The organism is uncultured Aggregatibacter sp. (genome assembly GCF_938046485.1).
Classification (GTDB): Bacteria; Pseudomonadota; Gammaproteobacteria; order Enterobacterales; family Pasteurellaceae; genus Aggregatibacter.
The window spans coordinates 74,625-100,260 of the sequence record NZ_CALIWN010000009.1 but is presented as its reverse complement, the minus strand read 5'-3'; the positions used below and the strand labels follow the sequence as shown (position 1 = coordinate 100,260).

The window sequence follows — 25,636 nt, the reverse complement described above, 5'->3', positions numbered from 1 at the left end:
CAATCTTTTCACCTATTCACGGGAGCCAATCTATGAAAAATTTATTCAAAATTTCACTTCTCGCCACAACATTTGCCTTGTCCGCTCATGCCGAAAATGTTTACGTACAAGGCGATTTGGGATATTCACAATTTACCATTGATGATTTTCCCGGCCATCAAAACACGTTTAATCAACGTATCAGCTTAGGTTACGATTTTGATAATCCATTTCGCCTTGCGGTAGATTACACCCATTTCAGAAAAATCCACAAATCTGCACATGACGAAAATATCAGCGCAGAGAGTTCTGTCAAATTGAGCTCTGTCGGTGTCACCGGACTGTATGATTTCAACATTAACGACATCAATGCAAAGCTCGTTCCTTATATTGGTATTCGTTTATCGCATAACAATATCAACGCCACCGTAAGCCGAACAACTCGTCAAAGCTTCAATTATCTTAAATATCGTGATAATTATGTTGGTTTTGGCGCACTTGGTGGGGCGCAATACAAGATCAATGAACGCATTAGCTTAAATGGAAATATTGAATACAACAGATTTAGCCGCGATTTAGAATTAAATGAAGTCGGCGCCAAACTGGGTATTCGTGTCAATTTCTAAAAAAACAGTCAATAATTCAACCGCACTTATTCACTACTGAATAAGTGCTTTTTGTTTTGATAAATTGGTCGGCTTTGTATTCAAAGACGTTTTCGCTTATACTACACCGCAATTTTTAACGCAAATCACAGGAAATATTATGGGTTTCTTAACAGGTAAACGTATTTTAGTTACAGGTCTCGCCAGCAATCGTTCTATCGCCTACGGCATTGCAAAAGCGATGAAAGAGCAAGGCGCAGAATTGGCTTTCACTTATTTAAATGAAAAATTACAACCGCGTGTTGAAGAATTTGCCAAAGAATTTGGCGCAAACATCGTGCTTCCGTTAGACGTTGCCACCGATGAAAGCATTCAAAACTGCTTCGCAGAATTAAGCAAACACTGGGATAAATTTGATGGTTTCGTACACGCCATCGCATTCGCACCGGGCGATCAATTAGACGGCGACTATGTGAATGCGGCAACCCGCGAAGGTTATCGCATTGCCCACGACATCAGTGCATACAGTTTTGTAGCAATGGCGCAAGCAGCACGTCCATATTTGAATCCTAACGCGGCATTATTAACGTTGTCCTACTTAGGTGCAGAACGTGCCATTCCAAACTACAACGTGATGTGTTTAGCCAAAGCTTCTCTTGAAGCAGCCACTCGTGTGATGGCAGCGGATTTAGGTAAAGACGGCATTCGCGTGAACGCCATTTCCGCAGGCCCGATTCGTACCTTAGCGGCTTCCGGCATTAAAAACTTCAAGAAAATGTTGGCAACCTTCGAGAAAACTGCTGCATTACGCCGCACCGTGACGATCGAAGATGTAGGCAACTCCGCTGCATTCTTATGTTCTGATTTAGCCTCCGGTATCACCGGTGAAATCGTCCATGTTGATGCCGGTTTCAGCATCACCGCCATGGGCGAATTAGGCGAAGAATAATTTTTTCTTCCTTTATTTATTGGCAGGTTTTTTGACCTGCCTTTTCTTTTGTAAGGTGGACTTCAGTCTGCCGTTATCGTTTTTCACTTTATCTGCGGACGAAAATCCGCCCAACGTAATTATGTTCCAAGATAATCCATTACTCGCACAACTCAAACAACAAATTCATGACAGCAAAGAACGTGTAGAAGGCACGGTAAAAGGCTCCGATAAAGTCTATGGCTTTTTAGAATGTGATAAAAAAAGCTACTTTATTGCGCCACCTGCCATAAAAAAAGTCATGCACGGCGACAAAATCAGCGCTACGATCGAAAAACAAGGCGATAAAGCTCGGCCAACATTCCTGTTTGGGGCGCCTTAAAAGAACCGTTAACTGCCGAACAATTTGCCGAACGTATCGAACAGGTGTTAAACCGCAAACTATTAATTTGCACGGAAAACGGACCGCACTTTATCAGCAAAATCGGTATCTGCACCGGTGGAGGCCAAGATTACATTGTTCTTGCTGCAGCCCAAGGTTGCAACGCCTTTATTACAGGCGAAGTATCTGAACAAACGATCCATTCTGCGAGGGAGCAAGGGATTCATTTTTTTGCTGCAGGTCACCACGCCACTGAACGTTATGGCGTAAAAGCCTTGGGCGAGTGGCTGGCAAAAGAACACGGTTTTGAGGTGGAATTTAAGGATATGGATAATCCGGCATAACAGATTTACCCTTGACTTCTCTATAAAATATATGTATAGAATCAGTAACCATCTAGGAATAGAAGTATTATTTCTGCTGGTATTTTAATTATTACATTCTAACAAGAGGAGAAACACTATGAGTAAAGAATTCGATGCAAAACGCAAAGAACTGTTAGAAGAACTAAATGACATTTTGAATAATGCTGAAGAGCTCTTTAATGAAAAAAGTGAAGCCGGCGCAGAAGAACTGAAAAAATTGAAAAAAAGTTTAAGTTCTCAAGTTAAAGCGATTAAAGGACAATTTAGCTCTCTTCAAGAAGAAGCCGTTGAAAAAACTAAAGAGGTGATTAAGAACACTGATACTCTAGTACAGGAAAACCCCTACAAAGCCATCGGCACTGCCGCTGTTATTGGGTTATTACTGGGCGTACTCATCAGTAAAAAATAGTTGTTATTTACTAAAATCGTTCTACTAAATAATGGCTGCGTATACTAGTTTTTCTGCGCAGCCAATTTTCGTTTCAGACAGCTTAAGGAGATGGAATGCAAATCATACAAAAAATTAAAAATACATTGATTACAACCCTTGAGTTAACACAAATCCGTTTGCAAATGCTTCGGATTGACTTTATCCAGCTAAAAAATTCTTTGTTATCAACTCTCGTTATTATACTGTTCGCCTTCTTACTTTTATTAGTTTCTTTTATTAGTTTATTATTTGGTTTGAATTCCTACCTTTCTCCAGAAAATAAAATTACCGCATTTTTTTCTATCAGTGTTATCGCACTATTGATTGTTTTGTTTTTAGCCTTTGGGTTATCGCGTTTTTTGAAAAAACAAAAAACATTTATGATGGATACAGTAATAGAGATACAACAAGACATTAATGCATTAAAAAATATTATAGGTAAATCCAAACAAGAGTAGGAGAAGTGATAATGCGTTTAGAAGAAGAAAAAGAACTTTTAGTACTCAAGGGCAATATATTGCGACTTAAATTACGTTCACAAGGTAATACAACAAAACGAGAAATTTCATCTCCTCTCCAGAATATAAATTTCTTAGGTTCAGTGTTAAATCAACCCTTAATACGTTCTTTACTATTCACGGCAGTAAGTAAAAAACTGTTTACCGCCCGCAACATTGTTGTTACTGGATTAGGCTTAGTTACGCTCTATGCACTTGGCAAACATAGTCAGCATAATCAATCTGAATAAATTAGCTTTTAATAAATTATCCTAACATATCGGAACACTTACTCTGATAATTGCTCCTATAAGGCAAAACAAGTATAATTTCGCCAATTTTTTCACTAAAACAAACAGGAATAATTATGGGTTTCTTAACAGGTAAACGTATTTTAGTTACAGGTCTCGCCAGCAATCGTTCTATCGCCTACGGCATTGCAAAAGCGATGAAAGAGCAAGGCGCAGAATTGGCTTTCACTTATTTAAATGAAAAATTACAACCGCGTGTTGAAGAATTTGCCAAAGAATTTGGCGCAAACATCGTGCTTCCGTTAGACGTTGCCACCGATGAAAGCATTCAAAACTGCTTCGCAGAATTAAGCAAACACTGGGATAAATTTGATGGTTTCGTACACGCCATCGCATTCGCACCGGGCGATCAATTAGACGGCGACTATGTGAATGCGGCAACCCGCGAAGGTTATCGCATTGCCCACGACATCAGTGCATACAGTTTTGTAGCAATGGCGCAAGCAGCACGTCCATATTTGAATCCTAACGCGGCATTATTAACGTTGTCCTACTTAGGTGCAGAACGTGCCATTCCAAACTACAACGTGATGTGTTTAGCCAAAGCTTCTCTTGAAGCAGCCACTCGTGTGATGGCAGCGGATTTAGGTAAAGACGGCATTCGCGTGAACGCCATTTCCGCAGGCCCGATTCGTACCTTAGCGGCTTCCGGCATTAAAAACTTCAAGAAAATGTTGGCAACCTTCGAGAAAACTGCTGCATTACGCCGCACCGTGACGATCGAAGATGTAGGCAACTCCGCTGCATTCTTATGTTCTGATTTAGCCTCCGGTATCACCGGTGAAATCGTCCATGTTGATGCCGGTTTCAGCATCACCGCCATGGGCGAATTAGGCGAAGAATAATTTTTTCTTCCTTTATTTATTGGCAGGTTTTTTGACCTGCCTTTTCTTTTGTAAGGTGGACTTCAGTCTGCCGTTATCGTTTTTCACTTTATCTGCGGACGAAAATCCGCCCAACGTAATTATGTTCCAAGATAATCCATTACTCGCACAACTCAAACAACAAATTCATGACAGCAAAGAACGTGTGGAAGGCACGGTGAAAGGTACGGACAAGGCTTACGGCTTTTTGGAATGCGACAAGAAAAGCTATTTCATTTCCCCTATTGCCATGAAAAAAGTGATGCACGGCGATAAGATCAGCGCCACGATTGAAAAACAAGGCGATAAAGAACAAGCCGAACCGGAAGCCTTAATCGAGCCGATGCTTACCCGTTTTATCGCGAAAGTGCGGTTCAATAAAGACAAGAAATTACAGGTGCTTGTTGATCATCCTAACATCAATCAGCCCATTGGCGCCGCACAAAGCAAAGCCGTCAAAGAAGAATTACAGGAAGGCGATTGGGTTGTGGCAACCTTAAAAACCCACCCTTTGCGCGACAATCGTTTTTTCTATGCGCAAATCACTCAATTTATTTGCCATGCTGATGATGAACTGGCACCTTGGTGGGTGACTCTTGCGCGTCACGAACAACCGCGTGAACCGGTGCAAGGACAAGATCACTATGAAATACAGGATCAAGAAACACGCGAAAATCTGACCGCACTTCACTTCGTCACCATCGACTCTGAAACCACGCAGGACATGGACGATGCCTTGTATATTGAGCCGCTCACTTCAAACGGTGAACAAACCGGCTGGCAATTAGTGGTGGCCATTGCCGATCCGACGGCTTATATCAGTTTAAATTCACAAATCGAAAAAGACGCCAAACAACGTTGTTTCACCAATTATCTGCCCGGCTTCAATATTCCAATGTTGCCGCGCGAACTTTCCGATGAGCTTTGTTCTTTAAAACCTCACGAAACCCGTCCGGCATTGGTGTGTTATATTCAAACAGATTTAGCCGGCAATATCACCGCGCCTTCACGATTTGTATTGGCAGAAGTGCAATCTAAAGCCAAATTAGCCTATAACAATGTTTCCGATTACCTAGAAGGCAAAGACAATGCTTGGCAACCGGAAAATCCGGAAACAGCACAGCAAATTCACTGGCTACACCAATTTACCCTAACCAGAACGCAATGGCGTAAAACCCACGCTCTGCTCTTTAAAGAAAAACCGGATTATTCTTTCGTGCTGGCAGAAAACGGCAAGGTACAAGAAATTAAAGCGGAATACCGTCGTATTGCCAACCAAATCGTGGAAGAATCCATGATTATTGCCAATATCTGCGCCGCCCAATTTTTACATGAAAACCTGCAATGCGGCATCTTCAACACGCACAGCGGATTCGATAAAAAATTCTTGGAAAACGCCCACCATTTCTTGTTAGCTAATTTAGCCAATGATGAAAATAAAGCGGAATTACAAAGTCGTTATGCGCCAGAAAATTTGGCAACCTTAAAAGGTTACTGCCAAATGCGCCATGATATTGAACCGATTGAAGGGGATTATTTGGAATTCCGTTTGCGTCGTTTTCTCACGTTCGCAGAATTTAAAGCGGAATTGGCACCGCACTTTGGTTTAGGCTTAAACGGCTATGCCACGTGGACATCGCCAATCCGTAAATATTCGGATATGGTGAACCATCGCTTAATCAAAGCCCATTTAGCCAACCGCAATTTCACCAAACCGGAAGAAAGCGTACTTGCCCGCTTACAAGAAGCCCGTCGCCAAAATCGTTTGGTAGAACGTGATATTGCCGACTGGTTATATTGCCGTTATTTGGCGGATAAAGTTACTGACAGACCGGAATTTGAAGCCGAAGTACAAGATGTGAGCCGTGGTGGTTTACGCGTCATGCTATTAGAAAACGGCGCTTCCATGTTTATTCCTGCCTCAACGCTGCACGACAATAAAGAAGAGGTTGTGATTAATCCTGATGAAATCGCTTTTTATGTGAAAGATCAGCGGTTATACAAAATCGGCGACCGAATTCGCGTACAACTCACTGAAGTGCGGGAAACGACCCGAAGTATTGTGGGAACCGTCGTCAAATAGGAATAAAAAAAGCCACACGTCAATATCGCGTGTGGCTTTTTTATGAGAGAGATAAATTAAAGAATCTCTAACAATTCCACTTCAAACACTAATGGACTAAATGGTGGGATGGCTGCGCCTGCGCCACGTTCGCCATAGGCTAATTCGTGTGGAATTGCCAAACGCCATTTAGAACCGACCGGCATCATGGAAAGCGCTTCGATCCAACCTTTGATTACGCCGTTAACCGGGAATTCTGCCGGTTGACCGCGTGCGACGGAACTGTCGAATACGGTGCCGTCCGGTAATGTGCCGGTGTAGTGAACGCGTACTTTATCGGTTGTCGATGGCACGTTGCCGTTGCCTTCAACTAACACTTCATATTGTAAGCCGGAATCGGTGACTTTCACGCCGTCTTTTTGTTTGTTCGTCTCTAAAAAGGCTTTGCCAGCGGCTTCAATTTCTTTGAATTGCGCTTGTTGGGCTTCCGCGGCTTGTTGTTGCAATTGTTGCAACGCTTGGCTGATTTCATTGAAATCTAATGCCGGTGCCTGTTGATTTAACACATCGTAAATCCCTTTTGCGACGGCTTCTGCTTTCACCGCCAATTGGCTATCCAATAATTGTTGACCGATTTGCAAACCGATACCGTAACTGCCTTTGGCTTCGGTATCGTCTAATCTCACTTGATTGAAAAATTCTGCTGTCATGTTGTTTTCCTTTCTGTTAATAAAACTATTTCATCGTGGCTAAGATTTCACCCATTCTTACCGGAACATCCACCTCTAAATGTTCAGCTAAGGTCACGGAATTCGCCGGGAATAAGTTAATGACGGTTGAACCCAATTGGAATGCGCCCATTTCTTGACCTTTGGTAAGTTTAATGCCGTTGTCCTCTTGATATGTCCAGACTTTGACTTCACCGGTGCGCGGAGGATTAATGACGCCTGCCCAAACCGTACTCATACTGGCAGTGATGGTCGCGCCCACGAGGATTTGTACCATTGGGCCGAATTCTGTATCAAAAACACAAATAACGCGTTCATTGCGAGCGAATAAATTTGGCACGTGTTCGGCTAAGAACGGATTGACCGAGAATAAATCGCCCGGCACATAAATCATTTTGCGCAAGGTCGCATCGCACGGCATGTGGACGCGGTGATAATCACGCGGAGATAAATAAATCGTGGCAAATTCGCCGTTTTTAAAGGTGTTAACTAATTCTTCATCGCCGGCTAATAAATCAGATAGGCTGAAAAAATGCCCTTTGGCTTGCAATAAACGTTCATCGTCAATATGCCCGATTTGGCTCACACGACCGTCAGCAGGTAAGCAAAGTGCGGTCGGATTTTCATTGATTTTTCGCGCGTCGTCTTTTAACTCACGAATAAAAAATTGGTTGAAGCTTTCATAATCACTAAAGTTCTCTTTTTTTGCTTCGCTCATATCTACGTTGTATTTCTTCGCGAAAACCTTGATCACGAAATGTGTTACTGCCCCCCATTTTTGTTGGGCGAACCAGCCGGCTAATTGGGTTAAATACAGTTGCGGCATAATGTATTGAAAAGCAACTTTCGCACGTTGCCAATAAGTGAATTTCGTCATAATGTCTATTTCTTGTACAATGTTAAAATGAATAAGGGCGTGATTATATCAACTTTTCTTCACCTTCCAACCTTAATTTATCCAAACGCACAAATAACGACAGTACCATTCCCCAATGCGCTTAATTGCAATTCAACTTATTAAAACAAAAAAGCGCGGTGAAATATGAGAGGATTTTTATTTGATAAACCGTTCTAAAATTTCACCGCACTTTTGTCCATAAAAAAACCTGCTTAATCTCAATCAAGCAGGTTTTTCTTTAATTAATCGCGCAAATTAGTTTGCACAAGTTTGGCAAGCGGCTTGGAACATCCAAACTAATTTTTCTTGTGCTTTAATGTAATCACTCATTTGTGAAACGGTACCTTCATCGCCGGCATCTGCCGCCAACGCAAGAATTTCACGTTGTTGAGCCAGTAACACTTTAAAGCCTTCTAGTGTGCCTCTTAAGCAAGCAACTGCAGTGCTCACAGCAATATCTTCCTTAATACGAGAATGGCTTAAATATTGGCTAAACGCATTGTTTGGGGTGTAGCCCAAGGTCAAAATACGTTCTGCTACTTCGTCCACTTTTTCCACTAAATCGGTGTAAATTTCTTCAAATTTTGCGTGTAATTCAAAGAAGTTCACGTCTTTAATGTTCCAGTGATAACCACGCACGTTGGTGTAGAAGACTTGATAAGTGGCTAATAATTCATTTAATTTTGCAGCTAATTCTTCAGATTTTGCGGTATCTAAACCAATAAATGTTTTTGACATGATATGTTCTCCTATACTTTACTTTGTTAATTTATAAAAAGATGAACGATTGAAAAACCTAACACCGTTCGTTTTTGTTGGCGTAAGTATAGAAAAAAGCACATAATAGCGCCAATTGTTAGACTAAATAGAATTGATAGATTATAAAAATCAAATAACTAATAATCATTTTTAAAAGCTATTAAAAAAGGAACATAAATGACAGACGCAAGCCAATCAACTGCTTCCCCCCAAAAAAATACACGCAAAAAAGCCTTAGGCATTTTCTTTTTTCTTCTTATTCTCATGGCGATCCTCGCCGGATTATATTGGTCCTATTTTATTAAAAATTATCAAACCACCGAGGACGCCTATGTGAGTGGCAATCAAGTCATGATTTCTTCGCAAATTGCCGGAAACGTACGACAAATTAATGTTGAAAACATGGATTTTGTACACGCGGGAGATGTGTTACTTGAGCTGGATGACACAGATTATCAACTGAGTTTCAATCAAGCGCAAAGTACCTTAGCAAGTGCAGTACGCCAAATTTCGCAGTTGGGCTACACCGTGAAACAACTGGAAGCAACGGTTCAAGCTAACCAGACGGCGTTAACGAAAGCACAAGGCGATTTAGCACGCCGTGAACAGTTAGGGAAAAGCGGAGCAATTGATAAAGAATCGCTACAACACGCGAGAGAAGCGGTAATGACCTCGGAAGCCAACTTAAGAGCCGTAAAAAACCAACTTGCTGCCAATCAATCCTTATTAATGAATGTGCCGCTAAAAGAGCAACCGGAAATTCAAAAAGCCATCAGTTCGGTCAAACAGGCATGGCTCAATTTACAACGCACCAAAATCACCAGCCCGGTCGATGGCTATGTGGCACGCCGAAGCACACAAGTGGGACAAAAAGTCGCAGTAGGTAGTGCGCTGATGGCGATCATTTCCAACGAACAAATGTGGGTTGATGCCAATTTCAAGGAAACACAATTAAAAGATATGCGAATCGGGCAGCCGGTGAAATTATCCTTTGATTTATACGGTCATGATGTGAAATTTGACGGCAAAGTAGAAGGCATCGAAATGGGCACCGGCAGCGCATTCTCTTTACTCCCTGCACAAAATGCCACCGGTAACTGGATAAAAGTAGTACAACGCGTACCTGTCCGCATTAGCCTAGATGCACAACAAATTGCTAACTACCCGTTGCGTATCGGCTTATCTACCTTGGTTGAAGTGAATATTTCAGATACCCGTGGTGAAATGTTGTCGCAACAAAAACGTACTGAGCCGCTCTATTCCACCAATACGTTGAATTATGATCAAAGTGCGGTGGAAAATCTCATCGAAAAAATTATTCGCGATAACACAAACTAAGGCTTGCCCATCATGCAAAAACCTATTGAAGGCGCAGACCTTGGTATCATTACGTTAGCGCTATCCCTTGCCACGTTCATGCAAGTATTGGATTCCACCATTGCAAACGTGGCGATTCCGACAATTTCCGGCGATCTCGGTGCATCGTTCAGCCAAGGCACTTGGGTGATTACCTCTTTTGGTGTTGCCAATGCCATTTCTATTCCCATTACCGGCTGGCTTGCCAAACGTTTCGGGGAAGTAAAATTATTCCTCATTTCCACCGCACTTTTTGTGTTGGCCTCTTGGTTATGCGGTATTTCTCATAGCTTAGAAATGTTGATTCTGTGCCGTATTTTCCAAGGATTAGCGGCAGGCCCGATTATTCCGCTGTCTCAGAGTTTGCTACTCAATAACTATCCTCCCGAAAAACGGGGCATGGCATTGGCATTTTGGGCAATGACCATAGTAGTCGCACCGATTTTCGGTCCCATTCTCGGCGGTTGGATCAGTGATAATTTACATTGGGGGTGGATCTTCTTTATTAATGTGCCCGTTGGACTGTTCATTATCAGTACAAGTTGGAAAATATTAATGCCGAGAGAAAGTAAAATTCAGCATCAACCTATTGATACGGTGGGATTAGTCTTATTGGTATTGGGGGTAGGCTGCTTGCAATTAATGCTAGATCAAGGGCGTGAGCAAGATTGGTTTAACTCCACTGAAATCATTATCCTTGCTGTCATTTCCGCCGTAACCTTAACCGCACTTGTCATTTGGGAACTGACGGACGACAACCCAGTAGTAGATATTTCCCTATTCAAGCAACGCAATTTCACTGTGGGCTGTTTATCCACCAGCTTGGCATTTTTAATTTACCTCGGCTCCGTGGTGTTAATTCCCTTGTTGCTGCAACAGGTTTTTGGCTACACAGCGACTTGGGCAGGTTTAGCATCCGCCCCCGTAGGTCTGTTCCCGATTTTGTTATCGCCTCTTATCGGTAAGTTTGGACATAAAATCGATATGCGTATTTTGGTTACCATCAGTTTTGTAGTCTATGCCATTACCTTTTATTGGCGTGCCGTTACCTTTGAACCGGGTATGAGTTTTGCCGATGTGGCATTGCCGCAAATGGTACAAGGCTTAGCCGTCGCCTGTTTTTTCATGCCGCTTACCACCATTACGCTGTCCGATTTACCGGCACACAAAATGGCCTCCGCTTCCAGTTTATTTAACTTTTTGCGAACCCTCGCCGGTTCTATCGGTACTTCCCTTACGACATTCTTGTGGTATAACCGTGAAGCCGTTCACCACTCACAGCTGACCGAAGCCATTACGCCGTATAACCCAAACGCACAACAGTATTACCAGATGATGGAGCATTTTGGCATGGGCGAAGAACAAACCTCTTCCCTGCTTGCCCGTAACATTACATCGCAAGGGTTTATCCTCGGTGCCAACGAGATTTTTTGGTTATCCGCCGTGCTGTTTTTGGCGTTATTTATTTTAGTCTGGTTTGCTAAGCCGCCTTTTGGGAACCGACACTAAAGTGCGGTTATTTTTGAGACCAGTCTTTTGCCCAATTCACTGCTGTTTCTATCGCCTTTCTGGCTTGTGGGCTATTTCGCCAACAGGTTGAACCGGTGATTTCCGCACCGCGTTGAAGAATAAAATCCGGGCTCGTCACCGCCAGTATTTTGACGTCATCTAATCCCATTTCTTCCAAACGCTTTAAGATCGTTGCACCAATGCCTTTTTGAGATAAAAGGCTGCGCTTTTCCTCTTCACTAAATGGCATAGTATGTCCTCATAAGATAAAAAATGCGGTGAAAATCCACCGCACTTTGTTCAACTTTATGCTTCTGCCTTCGGTTTAATCACCGCATAAATCACACCGGTGACGACGGAACCTATGGCGATAGCCGCAAGGTACATCAATGGCTCAGAAACAAACGGCACCACAAATAAACCACCGTGCGGCGCTTGCAAGGTAATGCCTAAACTCATGGAAATGGCGCCGGCAGTTGCGCCACCAATCACACTGCTGATAATCACACGGAGCGGATCTGCCGCCACAAATGGCAATGCCCCTTCGGAGATAAAACACAAACCAAGCACGAAAGAGGCTTTACCCGCATCACGTTGATTCGCAGTGAATTTATTGCGCGCTAACCAAGTAGCAATCGCCATGCCGATTGGTGGCACCATACCTGCTGCCATTGCCGCTGCCATTGGGGTGTAAACCTGAGAGGCGATCATGCCCACGGAGAAGGTATAAGCCGCTTTGTTTACCGGCCCCCCCATGTCGATACACATCATGGTGCCGATAATCACGCCAAGCACCATGGAATTCACATCGCCCATGGATTTTAGCCACTCACTCAACGCCGTCATGATTTTCGCGACAGGCGGGTTAATGAGATAAATCATGGCTAAGCCGACAATGAAGGATCCCAATAACGGCAAAATTAAGATCGGTTTAAGGGACATCAGGCTTGGTGGTAATTTAATCACATCATTAAGCCCTTTCACCACATAGCCTGCAAGGAAACCGGCGATAATGCCGCCTAAAATCCCCGCGCCTGCAGTCGTCGCCAACATCCCGCCGATTAACCCCACGGCAAGTCCCGGACGGTCGGCGATGGAGAACGCCACATAACCTGCGAACACCGCGATCATTAAGTGGAACGCCGCGCCACCACCGATATCCATTAAAGCTTTCGGCAAGCCACCCGCGATGTTTTCGTCTTTGAATGCTTCAATACCAAACATGAAGGAAATGGCGATAAGCAAACCGCCCGCCACCACCAATGGCAACATGTGCGATACGCCGGTCATGAGATGCTTATAGACGCCTTTCTTCTCGCCGCGCTCTTCAGCTTTCGCCGCGGACGTTGCGCCGCCTTCATAAATTTTGGCTTCTTTAAAGGCTTTATCGAATTCTTGCGCGGTTTTCTTCAACGCAAGTCCGGTGGAGGTGCGATACATTAATTTGCCTTTGAATTTGTCCAACGGCACGTCAATATCCGCTGCCACAAACACCAAATCCGCTGCCGCCACTTCTTCTGCCGTGATTTCATTGCCCGCACCCACTTGTCCGCGGGTTTCCACTTTCACCTGCCAACCTTGTTGTTTGGCGTAGGTTTCGATGGCTTCGGCAGACATGAACGTATGCGCTACGCCTGTCGGGCAAGCAGTCACCGCCACAATATTTTTCATTTTACCGTTAGAAACGACCGCACTTTCAGCAGGCGGAACATAATCCTGCGCCTGTTGAATGGCCTGGTCTAACAAGTTTTCGGGTGCGTTGAAATGTTCGTCAATTTTTGCCAAAAACACTTTTTTGCCACTGAATTGAGCATTATTGGGTAAAACATTCCCCAAAACGATGATCAGATCCGCCGCCTCGGCACTGTCCACGATTTGATGTTGCGCTTGCGCGGCTTTGCTTAGCATTTCACGCAATAAAAAGGCCTTTGCATGACCGAAGTTGGCGGTTGGGGTTAAATAAATATGCATAAGATTATCCCTCAATAACTGTCGTTTTGACGTGATTTAAAATAGGATCGAGCAACGAGCGGTCGGCAATCCCGACATTACTTTGCGACACGGCAAAAGCGGACACCGCACTGGCAAAGGCAAGGGTGTCTTTTTGAGGAAGACCGTTAAGTAAGCCGTAAATCAAACCCGCGACCATAGAATCGCCTGCCCCCACGGTGCTCACCACATTTTCGCATTTTGGCGGTTGAGCTTGGATCACAGCCTCGTCACTTAACCAAACGGAACCTTGAGCGCCCATGGAAATAATCACATTGGCAATGCCTTGCGCTTTTAATTTTTTGGCAGCAGACACAATTTCTTCCAGTGAATTTAAGGTATAACCCACCCAGGCCTCTAATTCGCGATGATTCGGTTTCACCAACCAAGGGCGTGCGCTCAAGCCCGCAGTTAGCGCTGCATTACTGCTGTCTAACACCACTTTTATGCCCGCCTGATGGAGTTGTTTTAGCCAATCAGCAAATAAGTCAGGTGTCACGCCGCGTGGTAAACTGCCACACACGGCAACGATGTCGAAAGATTGGCAATAAGCGAGAGAATCCACCACAAATTGTTGCCACGCGCTTTCACTGATTTCATAGCCTAAAAAGTTTAAATCGGTAACATCAGCCTCGGTTTCGGTAATTTTTACGTTGATTCGGGTTCTGCCCGGCACGCGTTGGAATTTGTCTTGTAATCCCAGTTTATCGAATAAGGTGACAAAATCCCCTTGGTTGTCTTCACCAAGAAAACCACCCACCGTGACATCAACGCCTAAATCTTTTAACACTTTCGCCACGTTAATGCCTTTACCCGCAGGGAAAAGCCCCAGGGTTTCCACGGTATTGACCTCACCTAATTCGATATGTTTTAAACGCCCGACCAAGTCATAAGCGGCGTTTAAAGTGATAGTTGCGACTTTTGCCATCATTATTCCCCTAATCCTGCATTAATTGCTGCACCGATACCCTCAATAGCTTGTAGTGCTTGCTCTCCGGTGGCCACAAAACGTAAACGATGGCCTTTCACTACACCTAACGCCACCACTTTCATCAGACTTTTTGCACTAACCAACGGTGTATCGCGATCGAGATTTTGTACGGCAACATTGGCGTTATATTTTTTCACTTCACTGACTAAAATCGCCGCGGGGCGCGCATGCAATCCATGTTCATTTTTTACTTCAAAAATACCTTCCACGGATTCGCTCGGATTTTCCACCGCACTTTCACCACTTGGCGCAGAAATTGCCGGCGTAACTCGCTCCATCACTTCAATAGTGTCCGGTTCGCTTGGTGGCACTGCGGAAATCGTTTCGCCAAGCCCTGATGCAATCACTTTACCAATAGCTTCTACTGCAGCTTGTGCGTCATCGCCCTCCGCCACAAAACGTAAACGATGACCTTGCGTCACGCCCAAGGCGACAATTTTCATCAAACTTTTGGCGCTCACCGGTGCACTGGCACGTGTGAGGTTTTCCACAGTAATTTTAGACGCGAATTTCTTCACTTCGTTAACCAAAATGGCGCTTGGGCGGGCGTGTAAACCGTGCTCGTTACGAATGGTAAAGGTGCCGACAACACTGCCGGCAGCCACAGATGGCACGGCAGACGCCGTTGATGTCATCGGTGTCATCGCTTGCGGAATCGCCTTGCCGTTTAATGCCGCAGCAATCTGTGTACTGTCACCGTTTAATAGGGTTTGCTGTACCTTGGCATCTAACAGACGGGCTAAAGCTTCGTCAATTTGCTCGTTGGCATAAGCCACCGTTACCACGCCATGCACCATTTTATTATTCACATTAAACGCCTGTTTTGCGCGACTGAACGCCAACCCATTCTTTTGGTTTCCTACGGCGGCATCGGTCACCCATAGGCCTTGTGCCAACGGCAATGCCGGATTGGCAATGACTTCCGAAACGTACTGATGATTGACCGCACTTTGTTGTTCCAATTTGCCGGCGTTAATGGCGATTAAGGTGAGCAAACTGCTGGTGTCCACATCTAAGCTGATGTTTTCATCAACCACATTAAATTCGTCCGCTTCACCCATTAAAATGGCGCGAAATTTCTTCACATCGGTGAGCGTGGCTAATTTTTCTGCTGTGTCTTCATCGCCAAGAACGTGAGTCAGTTGACGCAATAATGCCAAATGTTCGTCAGAACGCGCCGCAATGCCAATCACCACATAAGCGATATTGCCCTCACCCCATTCAATCCCTTGTGGAAACTGGAAAATCTGCACGCCGGTGTTTTTTACCATACTACGGGTTTCTAACGTGCCGTGCGGAATGGCAATGCCATTGCCTAAAAAGGTCGATGTTTGTTGTTCGCGCCCTAACATGCCTTGTAAATAACCGCTTTCCACATAACCGGCCTGTTCAAGGGCATTTGCCGCCAGCGTAATGGCTTGCTGTTTATTATCGGCACTCGCCGCCAAATGAATGTTACTTTCGGGTAAATTAAACATTCTGTCTCCTTGTTTCTACGAGGGTATAAATCGGGTGCTGAATCCTGCAAAAACCTTTCAGCCAAGGTTTAAAATACAAAAAACTGCCGGTAAAAACCGACAGTTTTTGATTATTTGCTACCGCAAAGTTTGAGTAATTCCTCGGAACCTTGCACGATATATTCGTCATTTTCAGACCGCACTTTGCCACGTTGTAAATCTAACATGGCATCATAAATACCTTGGGTCACGCTTGGCGTATCAATATGGCTCCAACATGTCGCATTCAGCTTACCAAAATTGGTTTGTAATGCTGCGGCATGGATCACGCCGCTGTAATACGCATAGATATTCGAGTCATGCCCGCCTTTATGTAATTTTTCTTTGATTTGTTCCACCGGCACAAGAATTCGACCTAAATACCAGTCGTTCGCTCCACTAGCAAAAGAATTGACATAATAATCACGATCAACGCGACCTTGATACGTTTCCACCGTTGCCGCATAAGCCGTAGCATAGGATTTTTTATCGATTTTTGATTGTTCTAGATTAATCACCATTTTTTTATGCGCGGAAGAAAAAGGCAAATAAGAGGAAAACGAACACGCACTCAGCGTGCCAATTAAAAAACAAACAGAAATTTTTTTTAACATGAGAAACCTTTAAATTTCACTTAACCATAAATAAAAATAAGCCGTTATTCTATAACGCAGCTCCCCTATTTAGCAATAAACCCCGAAAAATCCTTCTGCTGGTTAAAATACGTTAAATCCGCTAATGTATTGATGTTAGTAAATGCCTGTTTATTTTCGGAAAAGTCCACACTCACCGCCCCGTTTTGACGCATAAACTGCAACATTCTGCGCTCGCCGGAGGCTAAATAAGTCGCCAACTGGTCTTTTAGACTGCGCGCCATTAAACAAAACGTAGGATGTTCACGTTCGCCATCATGCACATAAGCAATAGAAACGCCGTGAAAATCCACCGCACTTTTGAGTTTTTCCAGTAAATTGTCCGGGAAGAATGGGCTATCACAAGGAACAAATAAAACAAAATCGGAATCCGCTCGTTCCAACGCCGTCAAAATCCCACTTAACGGCCCTTGAAAGCCTTCGAGATTATCACCAAACACCGGCACGCCTGCAGTGGCATAAATTGTCTGATTGCGATTGGCATTAATAGAAATCGTTTCCACCTGCGAATGCAAGCGATCGTAAATAAATTGAAATAGCGGCTTACCGTGCAATAATTGCAATCCCTTATCCGCCCCCTCCATTCGCTTGGCTTGTCCGCCGGCTAAAATGACGGCACTAATTGACATTGTCATATTTTCTTCCGAGGTTAATTACAGTATGATCTTGCTTAATTTTTTCAATAATAAGGAAATGCGTATGAAATGTCATCGCCTGAATGAAGTGTTGGAACTTTTACAACCTTATTGGTCTAAAGACGCCGATCTCTCATTAATGCAGATTTTACAAAAAATCGCTGATGAAGCCGGGTTTAACAAACCGCTTGCGGAACTGCCTGACGAAGTCGTTATTTATCACTTAAAAATGGCCGGCAAAGACAAATTCGAGCCGATTCCCGGCATTAAAAAAGATTACGAAGAAGACTTTAAAACTGCGTTATTAAAAGCACGCGGTATTATTAAATAAATCAATTAGTTGAGGATGACACATGAAAAAATGGTTCTTTTTAGCAATGGCTGCTGCCTTTTCGCTTTCTACACACGCGTTGGATTTAACGGAAGGTAAACAATATCTTGTCATTGAAGGACAACAGCGCACCGCACAACCTGAGGTGATCGAATTTTTCTCTTTCTATTGCCCACATTGCTATGCTTTTGAAACGCAATATCACATTCCGCAAAAAATTGCCGAGGCATTACCTGAAGGCACATCATTCAAACAATACCATGTGGACTTCTTAGGTCGTCAATCAGAAAACCTCACTCGCGCATGGGCATTAGCCTTAGCCATTAACGCCGAAGAAAAAGTCAGAATGCCATTATTTAAAGCGGCACAGGCTAATGCATTAAAATCCATGGATGACATTCGTCAAATCTTCATTGATAACGGCATTTCTGCTGAGCAATTCGATGGTGGCATTAATAGCTTTGCCGTCAACGGTTTGGTCAGCAAACAGCAAAACTTAGTAGCAAAATACCAAGTGCGCGGCGTACCGGATTTTTATGTTAACGGCAAATATCGCGTGAATATGGAAGGCTTAGCCCATAATGAAAACAGTTTTGTGGATGAATATGTGCAAACCGTAAAAGGTTTATTGCAAAAATAAACAAAAATTGGTTTAATGCCTGCCGATTTTATTTTCGATACCCATTTTAGAGGATTATATGGCTGAGAGTTTTAGCGTAACCCGTCGTTTTTTTGACGACAAAAACTATCCGCGCGGTTTTGCCCGTCACGGTGATTACACCATCAAAGAAGCACAAGCTTTAGAACAATACGGACAAGCCTTCCGCGCATTAGATTCAGGCGAACGTAAGCCGTCAACCAAAGAAGAGAAAGACTTCGTGGCTTTCTGTCGTGGTGAACGTGCTGCGGAAACTTTCTTCGAAAAAACCTGGCAGAAATATCGTAGCCGTATCTCCACCAACAAACGCCTTTACACCTTATCCGGTGTGGTTGGCGTGGACAATCTGGACGACTACTCGGCAGACTAATCACTTAAACAACAATCAGAAGGCTTGGGATTCCGAGCCTTTTGTTTTTACGACCGCCAATTCCATGAATGCTATGCTTAATTTACCCGTTGACCGTTACGCCGAATTGCTCGCAGAAAAGCAGCAAAAACTGACCGCACTTTTATCACCATTTGCTGCACCTGATTTGCAGGTGTTCACCTCGCCAACGCAGCATTTCCGTATGCGGGCAGAGTTTCGCATTTGGCATGAAGGTGATAATTTCTATCACATCATGTTCGATCAACAGAGCAAACAACGTTATCGGGTAGATAATTTCCCTATCGCCAGCGAACTGATTAATCGCATGATGACGGCATTATTACCGTTGTTAAAACAGCAAATGATATTACACCACAGACTGTTCCAAATCGATTATTTAAGCACGCAAAGCCAACAGATTATCGTCAGTTTGTTGTATCACAAAACCTTGGATGAAGACTGGCAAACCGCTGCGCAAACCTTGCGTTTGCAGTTACAGCAGCAAGGTTTTAACGTGCAAATTGTCGGGCGTGCCAACAAACAAAAAATTTGTCTGGAACAGGATTATGTAGATGAAATCTTATGCGTGCACGGCAAAGACTACATTTATCGCCAAGTGGAAAACAGCTTTACGCAACCAAACGCAGCAGTAAACAGCAAAATGTTGGAATGGGCGGTAGATTGCACTCGCAATAGCCAAGGGGATTTATTGGAGCTTTATTGCGGCAACGGCAATTTTTCTATCGCGCTGGCACAAAATTTCCGTAAAGTGTTGGCCACAGAAATTGCCAAACCTTCGGTCGCCGCTGCGCAATTTAACATCGCGGCAAATCAGATAAACAACTTACAAATCATCCGAATGTCAGCGGAAGAATTCACGCAAGCGATGCAAGGCGTGCGCGAATTTAATCGCTTAAAAGGCATTGATTTGCAAGCCTATGAATGCAACACCATTTTTGTTGATCCGCCACGTGCCGGCTTGGATGCGGAAACCGTTAAACTGGTGCAACAATATGAGCGCATTTTGTATATTTCCTGCAATCCATATACGCTATGCGACAACCTAAAAGCCCTCAGCCAAACCCATCGTATTGAAAAAGCCGGCTTGTTCGACCAGTTTCCTTATACGGAACATATGGAAGCGGGCGTTTGGTTGGTGAGAAAGGGATAAACATGAACATCCAACTCCTCTGCGAAACCCAAACACTGCAAAAACCCACCGCACTTTTTGCCGAAGCCGGGTTAACGCACGATCCGAACAGCCCGTTGGCGTTAGTGTGGACGGAAACGGAAGGCATGGAACGCCTGGAATTACGCAAATTAGACGAGCCAAAATTAGGCGCGATATTTGTGGATTTTGTCGGCGGCACTATGGCACATCGCCGCAAATTTGGTGGCGGTCGCGGTGAGGCGGTGGCAAAAGCGGTAGGTATTAAACAAGATAATTTGCCGACGGTGATTGACGCCACGGCAGGCTTAGGGCGTGATGCCTTTGTATTGGCGGCGCTAGGCTGCCAAGTGAAACTGGTTGAACGCCACCCGGTCGTACGTTTGTTGTTACAAGATGGCTTACAACGTGCTTATGCCGACGAAGAAATCGGCCCATGGATGCAACAAAATATGCAACTGTTGCCTTATCAACACATCAATCAACTGAATCCTGACACGGATTTCGCTGATGTGGTGTATCTCGACCCGATGTACCCACACAAAGCCAAAAGCGCTTTGGTGAAGAAAGAAATGCGCGTGTTTCAACATTTGGTCGGTGCCGATTTAGATGCGGACGAACTACTTGCGCCCGCACTCCAACTCGCCCGTCAGCGCGTCGTGGTCAAGCGCCCCGACTACGCTGATTTTCTCGCGCAAAAAGCACCGCACTTTTCACGCGAAACGAAGAATCACCGCTTTGATGTGTATGTAAACCATCACATTCATGATCGCTAAATACACAAAATAGCATCCAGATCACAACCCCGGTAGGTCTTTGCGTTATAATTTACTTCTATTTATTTGCAATAACAGGAGTCTTCATAATGAACGCAAAGCACCTCGCTCACTACATTGATCACACCGCGCTAACCGCACAAAAAACAGAAACGGATATCTTAACATTATGCAATGAAGCCATTGAATATCAATTTTTTTCTGTTTGCATTAACTCGTGTCATATTCCTTTGGCAAAACAAAAATTGGCCGGCACACCGATAAAAATTTGTACTGTCGTGGGCTTTCCATTGGGTGCGAATCTAACCTCGGTCAAAGTATTTGAAACGCAAGCCGCCATTGCTGCCGGTGCGGATGAAATTGATATGGTCATCAATGTGGGCTGGATTAAATCAAATCAATGGGCTGCTGTAAAAGAAGATATTCAAGCCGTCTTAACTGCCTGTCAGGGTAAACCGTTAAAAGTCATTTTAGAAACGTGCTTGCTCACAAAAGAGGAAATTGTAAAAGCCTGTGAAATCAGTAAAGCCTTAGGGGTCGCCTTTGTTAAAACATCAACCGGTTTTAATCGGGGCGGCGCTACCGTAGAAGATGTCGCGTTGATGAAACAGGTTGTGGGAGACATTGGTGTTAAAGCCTCCGGAGGGATTCGAGATACGCAAACAGCGCTTGCGATGATTGAAGCCGGCGCAACACGCATTGGTGCCAGTGCCGGTATTGCTATTGTGAAAGGGATTAAAGACAATAATAGCGATTATTAATCCGCCTCATTGAAGATGGGAAATCAGCATCTGTTGATCTTCCCATCTGCTGGTCTTATCTATTCGTCCAAAATCACTTTGCCAATGTAGCCGAGATTACGATGGCGTTGTGCGTAATCAATACCATAGCCGACAACAAACTCATCAGGAATAGTGAATCCTACCCAATCAACCGGCACATCCACTTCACGGCGTGAAGGTTTATCCAATAACGTGCAAATGGTCAACGAACTCGGCTCGCGTAGATTTAAAATATCGCGCACTTTTTGTAAGGTGTAGCCGGTATCGATAATATCTTCCACGATCAGCACATGTTTGCCTTTAATATCGCCATCAAGATCTTTGCTGATACGCACATCATGATTGGAATTCATGGCATTACCGTAACTGGATGTGGTCATAAAATCGATTTCCACAGGCAAGTGAATTTCGCGTACTAAATCTGCCATAAACATGAAAGAACCACGTAACAAGCCGACAACAACCAATGGCGTATAGATATTTTTATGTTGATAAAAATTGGTAATTTCTTGGCCTAATTCCGCAATGCGACTGCGCACATCCTGTTCGGAAATAAGAATGTCAACGTGATGTTTTTTCATGAAATAATCGCCTTTTTAATGGGAGTGAAGTGCGGGTATTTTAGCAAAAAAAAGACTGAAGTTTAAACTTCAGTCTTTTGAATACCCTAACGAATTTACTTTTTACTCTACCTGTTATGGAGCATGATGCAAACTTTAAAATGAAACCAATCACCTTAACTGCAATACTTAACAGATGGAACGCATTGTATCAGAGATCTCATTCTTGTCAATAAGAATTATTATCATTTAATAAAATAGGATCTAATTTCCGGAAATTTTCAGATTTTCCAACAGGATCGAACCGGTCTGGATATTTGAACGATGTTCAATATCATCCCCAACTGCCACAATATTACGTAACATATCCTGCAATCTGCCAGCAATGGTGATTTCAGCCACCGGATATTGAATTTCACCGTTTTCCACCCAGAATCCGGCGGCGCCACGTGAGTAGTCACCAGTAACCAAATTTACCCCTTGCCCCATCACTTCTGTTACCAATAACCCGCGTCCCATTTCACGTAAAAGTGCGGTCAGTTTTCCAGATGAATTAGGCTGGACCAACCAGTTGTGAATGCCACCGGCGTGTCCCGTGCTTTGCATACCCAACTTACGACCGCTATAACTGGTAAGCAAATAGGTTTGCAAAATCCCTTGACGGATAATCTCCAAATCCTGTGTTCTAACGCCTTCGCTATCAAATGGCGTTGAGGCAAGGCGACCAATTAAATGCGGTTTTTCACTAATATGAAACCAATCCGGCAAAACTTGCTTGCCAAGATGATCTAGCAAGAAACTGGCTTTACGATATAAACTGCCACCACTAATAGCCGCAGCTAAATGGCTGATTAAGCCGGTCGCCACATCATTTAGGAAAATTACCGGCGCTTGCTGCGTGGCGATTTTTTGCGGTTGTAAACGAGCAAGGGTTTTTCGTGCGGCATTTTCGCCCACCCATTGTGCACTTTCTAACGAATTTATATTACGGGAAACCGTGTATTCATAATCCCGTTCCAGTTGATCATCATGTGCAGCGATAACTGAGCAAGACAACGAATAGCGGCTGGATAAATAACTTTGCAACATACCATGGCTATTGCCATACACTCGCACGCCGGTATGTGCATTGAAAGACGCGCCTTCGCTGTTAACAATGCGTTTGTCAAATGCTAGCGCCGCGTTTTCTGTTTCTAATGCCAACTGCGCAGCACGATCCACATCAATATCTGCCGCGTGATACAAATCGAGATCCGGTGCATCAAATGCCATTAATGCTTTGTCGGCTAAACCGGCACAATCATCGGGTGAGGTATATTTCGCAATCGCTAATGCGGCTTCTACGGTATTTTTAATGGCTTCAGGGCTTAAATCGGAAGTGGAGGCATTGCCTTTTTGTTGACCTAAATAAACTGAAATGCCTAATGCGCCATCATTATTAAATTCAACGTTTTCAATATCTTTTAAACGGGTAGAAACCGATAACCCTCCGGATTTCGTCACACCCACTTCGGCGGCCACACCGGCTTTTTGGGCGATTTCAAGGGCAAGACTCACCGCATCGCGTAATTGTTGTTCTTGTTGCTGTAAAAGTGCGGTCTGATTTTCAAGAGTTTTTACTGACATAAAGGAATTTCTCGTGGTTAAAAATGCCCTGATTTTAGCCTATTTTTCTTTTTAAGGCTAACCGCAAAAAAATACGCCTCAGGTTGTCACACAATCCCGAGGCATATTTTTGTCAGTCAGAAAAACTAATCGATTTTAAAACTAATCGGAACAGAAATCGATGCGCCCATGCCTGCCGGTCGAGGCCCAATCGATCTGGCACTATTTACCGCACTTAACGCTGCATTATCCAAATCTTCAACCCCTGAACTCTTCGCAATCGCTACGCCAGTGATAGAACCATCTGCACCAATAGTAAAGGAAACCGTCACCACGCCCTGCTTACGCATCATTTTCGCGCGAGCAGGATAGCGTTTGTGTCGCTCAATTTCACGGCGCAACGCAGAACGGTAAGCATCAAGCTCACTGCCGCTAGCGCCATTCCCCACTAAGTTAGGATTCGTCGTCGTTGCCGGACCGGTTGTCGTTGCCTTTGAATTCACAGAAGCGTTAGATTCAACCGTTCTGTCACCTATCGGCACATCAGGGCTTGGTTTGACTTTCGGTTTTTCTTTTGGCTTTTGTTTAGGTTTTTCTTTTGGCTTCTCTTTCGGCTCTTGCGGTTTTTCCGGTTCTTTTGGTTTTTCAACCTTTGGCGGTTCCGGTTTAACGGTTGGATCTTCAACAGTTTCCTGTTTTTCCGGCTCCGGGGCTTTTTCTTCCACCGGCGGCGGATCAGCCTCTACCATGGCCATCATCATTTCCATGGAAATACTGGTTGAAATTTCACCGGTCGCACTGTTAGCACTCGTATCCGTGGTATTCACATGACTGCCAAAAAGCCAAACTATTATCGCAATATGAATCGCGGCAGATAAGAGAAAGCTCAAGAGTGAACGTTTTGCATTCTGCATTCACATTCTCCTACTTGCCGGCACCGACGGCTTGTTCTGCAGGTTTTGTCCCTTGAGATTCCACTGATTTGAGCGCCTGCGGATTCGTGTTTTTTGGTTCCTCGCCACCTTTATCTTTCGTTGCCACAATGGCGACATCTTTAATGTCATTTTTCGCCAATAAATCCGTGACAGACACAAAATCTTGGAATGTGGCATCCGCATCAATCTTTAAGGTCACTTTTTGGGTTTTATCCCAACCGGCAATTTCAGTCTCCAGCGCTTCAAGCGTGGTCGGTTTGTCATTAAAAAACAGCTCACCCTTTGCCGTAACGGTTAATAATTTTGCCAGCTCGCTAGATTTAAACGCCACAGAAGCACTTGCTTTCGGTACATTCACTTGGATTTTTCCTTGTGAAATAAAAGAAGCAGTAATCAACACGATAGCCAACAATACCAACATAATATCAATGAAAGGGATAATGTTGATTTCATCAAACTTTTTCACAGGAATTCCTTATGCTTCGGTTTCTTCTTTATCTTTTTGAGAATTTAAGACTTTCCACTTCAAACGGTTAACTTCAACCTTGCGTCCTAATGCGTTATAGAAAATCATTGACGGAATAGCTACCAAAATACCAAGTGCGGTCGCTTTTAACGCCAAAGATAAATGCATCATGATCTCGCCGGCATTGACTTCACCACCGGCTTGACCGATTTGATAAAAGGTTAAAAGAATACCGATAACGGTTCCTAGCAGACCAACATAAGGTGCATTCGCGCCGATGGTAGAAATTACGGTAAGATTGCGGTTTAAATCAATTTCAAGTGCATGAATGGTGGAATATCGACTGACTTTAACGCGGGCTAAGAAAATAAAACGCTCAATCACCATGGCGAGCATTAAGACGCTCATAAAAAGCAATAAACCGATAATAATGTAATCACTGTACTTTTGTAAAAAGTCAAAAATCTGCGGCATTTGTTTTTCCTTTGAATAGGCTCGAAAAAATAAATAAAAGAAAACTGTGAATAGGAATTTTCTTTAACTGATAAT

The 25,636-nt window shown here is 43.8% G+C and carries 29 protein-coding genes and 2 pseudogenes; 17 read left to right on the top strand and 14 right to left on the bottom strand.

Going from position 1 to position 25,636, the window contains the following annotated elements; translation table 11 throughout:
* Positions 1–32 precede the first annotated feature (32 nt).
* The 9 genes and pseudogenes from Q0203_RS01065 to rnb all read left to right on the top strand — a co-directional run bounded on the left by Q0203_RS01065 (position 33) and on the right by rnb (position 6,443).
* Positions 33–605 carry an opacity family porin gene (locus tag Q0203_RS01065; protein WP_297928913.1) on the top strand — a complete coding sequence of 191 codons (573 nt, stop codon included), beginning with the start codon at positions 33–35 and terminating at the stop codon, positions 603–605.
* Positions 606–744: 139 nt separating this feature from the next.
* Positions 745–1,533, top strand: a complete 789-nt coding sequence (locus tag Q0203_RS01060; protein ID WP_005703676.1) for an SDR family oxidoreductase — start codon at positions 745–747, stop codon at positions 1,531–1,533.
* Positions 1,534–1,654: 121 nt separating this feature from the next.
* Positions 1,655–1,861 (top strand): annotated as a pseudogene (locus tag Q0203_RS01055) (exoribonuclease II); the annotation flags it as partial.
* Positions 1,862–1,863: 2 nt separating this feature from the next.
* A pseudogene (locus Q0203_RS01050) lies at positions 1,864–2,238 on the top strand (Nif3-like dinuclear metal center hexameric protein); the annotation flags it as partial.
* A gap of 118 nt (positions 2,239–2,356) precedes the next feature.
* Complete coding sequence (locus Q0203_RS01045; protein WP_295976647.1) at positions 2,357–2,668, top strand: DUF883 domain-containing protein; 312 nt, start codon at positions 2,357–2,359, stop codon at positions 2,666–2,668.
* Positions 2,669–2,763: 95 nt separating this feature from the next.
* Complete coding sequence (locus tag Q0203_RS01040) at positions 2,764–3,147, top strand: phage holin family protein (RefSeq protein WP_297928911.1); 384 nt, start codon at positions 2,764–2,766, stop codon at positions 3,145–3,147.
* An 11-nt stretch (positions 3,148–3,158) separates the two neighbouring features.
* Positions 3,159–3,437 carry a hypothetical protein gene (locus tag Q0203_RS01035; protein ID WP_297928909.1) on the top strand — a complete coding sequence of 93 codons (279 nt, stop codon included), beginning with the start codon at positions 3,159–3,161 and terminating at the stop codon, positions 3,435–3,437.
* 116 nt (positions 3,438–3,553) lie between these two features.
* Positions 3,554–4,342, top strand: a complete 789-nt coding sequence (locus Q0203_RS01030) for an SDR family oxidoreductase (RefSeq protein WP_005703676.1) — start codon at positions 3,554–3,556, stop codon at positions 4,340–4,342.
* A gap of 121 nt (positions 4,343–4,463) precedes the next feature.
* Positions 4,464–6,443, top strand: coding sequence for an exoribonuclease II (rnb, locus tag Q0203_RS01025; protein ID WP_297928907.1), 1,980 nt, complete (start codon positions 4,464–4,466; stop codon positions 6,441–6,443).
* 56 nt (positions 6,444–6,499) lie between these two features.
* Here the strand turns inward: rnb and Q0203_RS01020 are convergent, their stop codons facing one another.
* The 3 genes from Q0203_RS01020 to Q0203_RS01010 all read right to left on the bottom strand — a co-directional run bounded on the left by Q0203_RS01020 (position 6,500) and on the right by Q0203_RS01010 (position 8,786).
* Positions 6,500–7,132, bottom strand: coding sequence for an FKBP-type peptidyl-prolyl cis-trans isomerase (locus tag Q0203_RS01020; protein ID WP_297928905.1), 633 nt, complete (start codon positions 7,130–7,132; stop codon positions 6,500–6,502).
* A 25-nt stretch (positions 7,133–7,157) separates the two neighbouring features.
* Entirely contained in the window at positions 7,158–8,027 is an 870-nt protein-coding gene (gene asd / locus Q0203_RS01015) for an archaetidylserine decarboxylase (RefSeq protein ID WP_297928903.1), read from the bottom strand.
* A 276-nt stretch (positions 8,028–8,303) separates the two neighbouring features.
* Positions 8,304–8,786, bottom strand: coding sequence for a Dps family protein (locus Q0203_RS01010; protein ID WP_212509802.1), 483 nt, complete (start codon positions 8,784–8,786; stop codon positions 8,304–8,306).
* 198 nt (positions 8,787–8,984) lie between these two features.
* Here Q0203_RS01010 and Q0203_RS01005 point away from each other — a divergent pair, with 198 nt between their 5' ends.
* Positions 8,985–10,145 (top strand): EmrA/EmrK family multidrug efflux transporter periplasmic adaptor subunit, encoded by a 1,161-nt coding sequence (locus Q0203_RS01005; protein ID WP_297928900.1) that lies wholly within the window; start codon positions 8,985–8,987, stop codon positions 10,143–10,145.
* 12 nt (positions 10,146–10,157) lie between these two features.
* Positions 10,158–11,672, top strand: coding sequence for a DHA2 family efflux MFS transporter permease subunit (locus Q0203_RS01000; RefSeq protein ID WP_297928898.1), 1,515 nt, complete (start codon positions 10,158–10,160; stop codon positions 11,670–11,672).
* Between the two features lie 7 nt (positions 11,673–11,679).
* On the opposite strand, the gene Q0203_RS00995 is transcribed toward Q0203_RS01000, so the two are convergent.
* The 6 genes from Q0203_RS00995 to mobA all read right to left on the bottom strand — a co-directional run bounded on the left by Q0203_RS00995 (position 11,680) and on the right by mobA (position 17,436).
* Entirely contained in the window at positions 11,680–11,922 is a 243-nt protein-coding gene (locus Q0203_RS00995; RefSeq protein ID WP_297928896.1) for a recombinase RecA, read from the bottom strand.
* A 56-nt stretch (positions 11,923–11,978) separates the two neighbouring features.
* Complete coding sequence (locus Q0203_RS00990; protein WP_297928895.1) at positions 11,979–13,643, bottom strand: fructose-specific PTS transporter subunit EIIC; 1,665 nt, start codon at positions 13,641–13,643, stop codon at positions 11,979–11,981.
* 4 nt (positions 13,644–13,647) lie between these two features.
* Positions 13,648–14,589, bottom strand: coding sequence for a 1-phosphofructokinase (gene fruK / locus Q0203_RS00985; protein ID WP_297928893.1), 942 nt, complete (start codon positions 14,587–14,589; stop codon positions 13,648–13,650).
* Between the two features lie 2 nt (positions 14,590–14,591).
* Entirely contained in the window at positions 14,592–16,130 is a 1,539-nt protein-coding gene (fruB, locus tag Q0203_RS00980; RefSeq protein WP_297928891.1) for a fused PTS fructose transporter subunit IIA/HPr protein, read from the bottom strand.
* A 110-nt stretch (positions 16,131–16,240) separates the two neighbouring features.
* On the bottom strand, positions 16,241–16,762 hold the full coding sequence (locus Q0203_RS00975) for a hypothetical protein (RefSeq protein ID WP_297928889.1): 522 nt from the start codon (positions 16,760–16,762) through the stop codon (positions 16,241–16,243).
* A gap of 65 nt (positions 16,763–16,827) precedes the next feature.
* Entirely contained in the window at positions 16,828–17,436 is a 609-nt protein-coding gene (mobA, locus tag Q0203_RS00970) for a molybdenum cofactor guanylyltransferase MobA (RefSeq protein WP_297928887.1), read from the bottom strand.
* A gap of 64 nt (positions 17,437–17,500) precedes the next feature.
* Here mobA and Q0203_RS00965 point away from each other — a divergent pair, with 64 nt between their 5' ends.
* From Q0203_RS00965 to deoC, 6 genes are all read left to right on the top strand, one after another.
* A complete protein-coding gene (locus Q0203_RS00965; protein WP_297928885.1) occupies positions 17,501–17,767 on the top strand; it encodes a YihD family protein in 267 nt (88 codons plus the stop codon).
* A 22-nt stretch (positions 17,768–17,789) separates the two neighbouring features.
* Positions 17,790–18,407, top strand: a complete 618-nt coding sequence (locus Q0203_RS00960; RefSeq protein WP_209364358.1) for a DsbA family protein — start codon at positions 17,790–17,792, stop codon at positions 18,405–18,407.
* A gap of 58 nt (positions 18,408–18,465) precedes the next feature.
* Positions 18,466–18,795: a DUF413 domain-containing protein gene (locus Q0203_RS00955; RefSeq protein ID WP_111296261.1), complete on the top strand. Its 330-nt coding sequence runs from the start codon at positions 18,466–18,468 to the stop codon at positions 18,793–18,795.
* A gap of 64 nt (positions 18,796–18,859) precedes the next feature.
* Positions 18,860–19,966: a tRNA (uridine(54)-C5)-methyltransferase TrmA gene (trmA, locus tag Q0203_RS00950; RefSeq protein ID WP_297928965.1), complete on the top strand. Its 1,107-nt coding sequence runs from the start codon at positions 18,860–18,862 to the stop codon at positions 19,964–19,966.
* Between the two features lie 2 nt (positions 19,967–19,968).
* Positions 19,969–20,739, top strand: coding sequence for a class I SAM-dependent methyltransferase (locus tag Q0203_RS00945; protein ID WP_297928881.1), 771 nt, complete (start codon positions 19,969–19,971; stop codon positions 20,737–20,739).
* 89 nt (positions 20,740–20,828) lie between these two features.
* The gene (gene deoC, locus Q0203_RS00940) at positions 20,829–21,500 is read left to right on the top strand and encodes a deoxyribose-phosphate aldolase (RefSeq protein ID WP_297928879.1); all 672 of its coding nucleotides are present in this window, start codon (positions 20,829–20,831) and stop codon (positions 21,498–21,500) included.
* A gap of 59 nt (positions 21,501–21,559) precedes the next feature.
* Here the strand turns inward: deoC and hpt are convergent, their stop codons facing one another.
* The 5 genes from hpt to exbB form a co-directional block, all read right to left on the bottom strand.
* Complete coding sequence (gene hpt, locus Q0203_RS00935) at positions 21,560–22,102, bottom strand: hypoxanthine phosphoribosyltransferase (protein WP_209364353.1); 543 nt, start codon at positions 22,100–22,102, stop codon at positions 21,560–21,562.
* 243 nt (positions 22,103–22,345) lie between these two features.
* Positions 22,346–23,707, bottom strand: a complete 1,362-nt coding sequence (gene pmbA / locus Q0203_RS00930; protein WP_297928877.1) for a metalloprotease PmbA — start codon at positions 23,705–23,707, stop codon at positions 22,346–22,348.
* A 125-nt stretch (positions 23,708–23,832) separates the two neighbouring features.
* Positions 23,833–24,600, bottom strand: coding sequence for an energy transducer TonB (locus Q0203_RS00925; protein ID WP_209364351.1), 768 nt, complete (start codon positions 24,598–24,600; stop codon positions 23,833–23,835).
* 10 nt (positions 24,601–24,610) lie between these two features.
* Positions 24,611–25,087 (bottom strand): TonB system transport protein ExbD, encoded by a 477-nt coding sequence (gene exbD, locus Q0203_RS00920; protein ID WP_297928875.1) that lies wholly within the window; start codon positions 25,085–25,087, stop codon positions 24,611–24,613.
* Between the two features lie 9 nt (positions 25,088–25,096).
* On the bottom strand, positions 25,097–25,561 hold the full coding sequence (gene exbB / locus Q0203_RS00915) for a TonB-system energizer ExbB (RefSeq protein WP_297928873.1): 465 nt from the start codon (positions 25,559–25,561) through the stop codon (positions 25,097–25,099).
* Between the last annotated feature and the right edge of the window lie 75 nt (positions 25,562–25,636).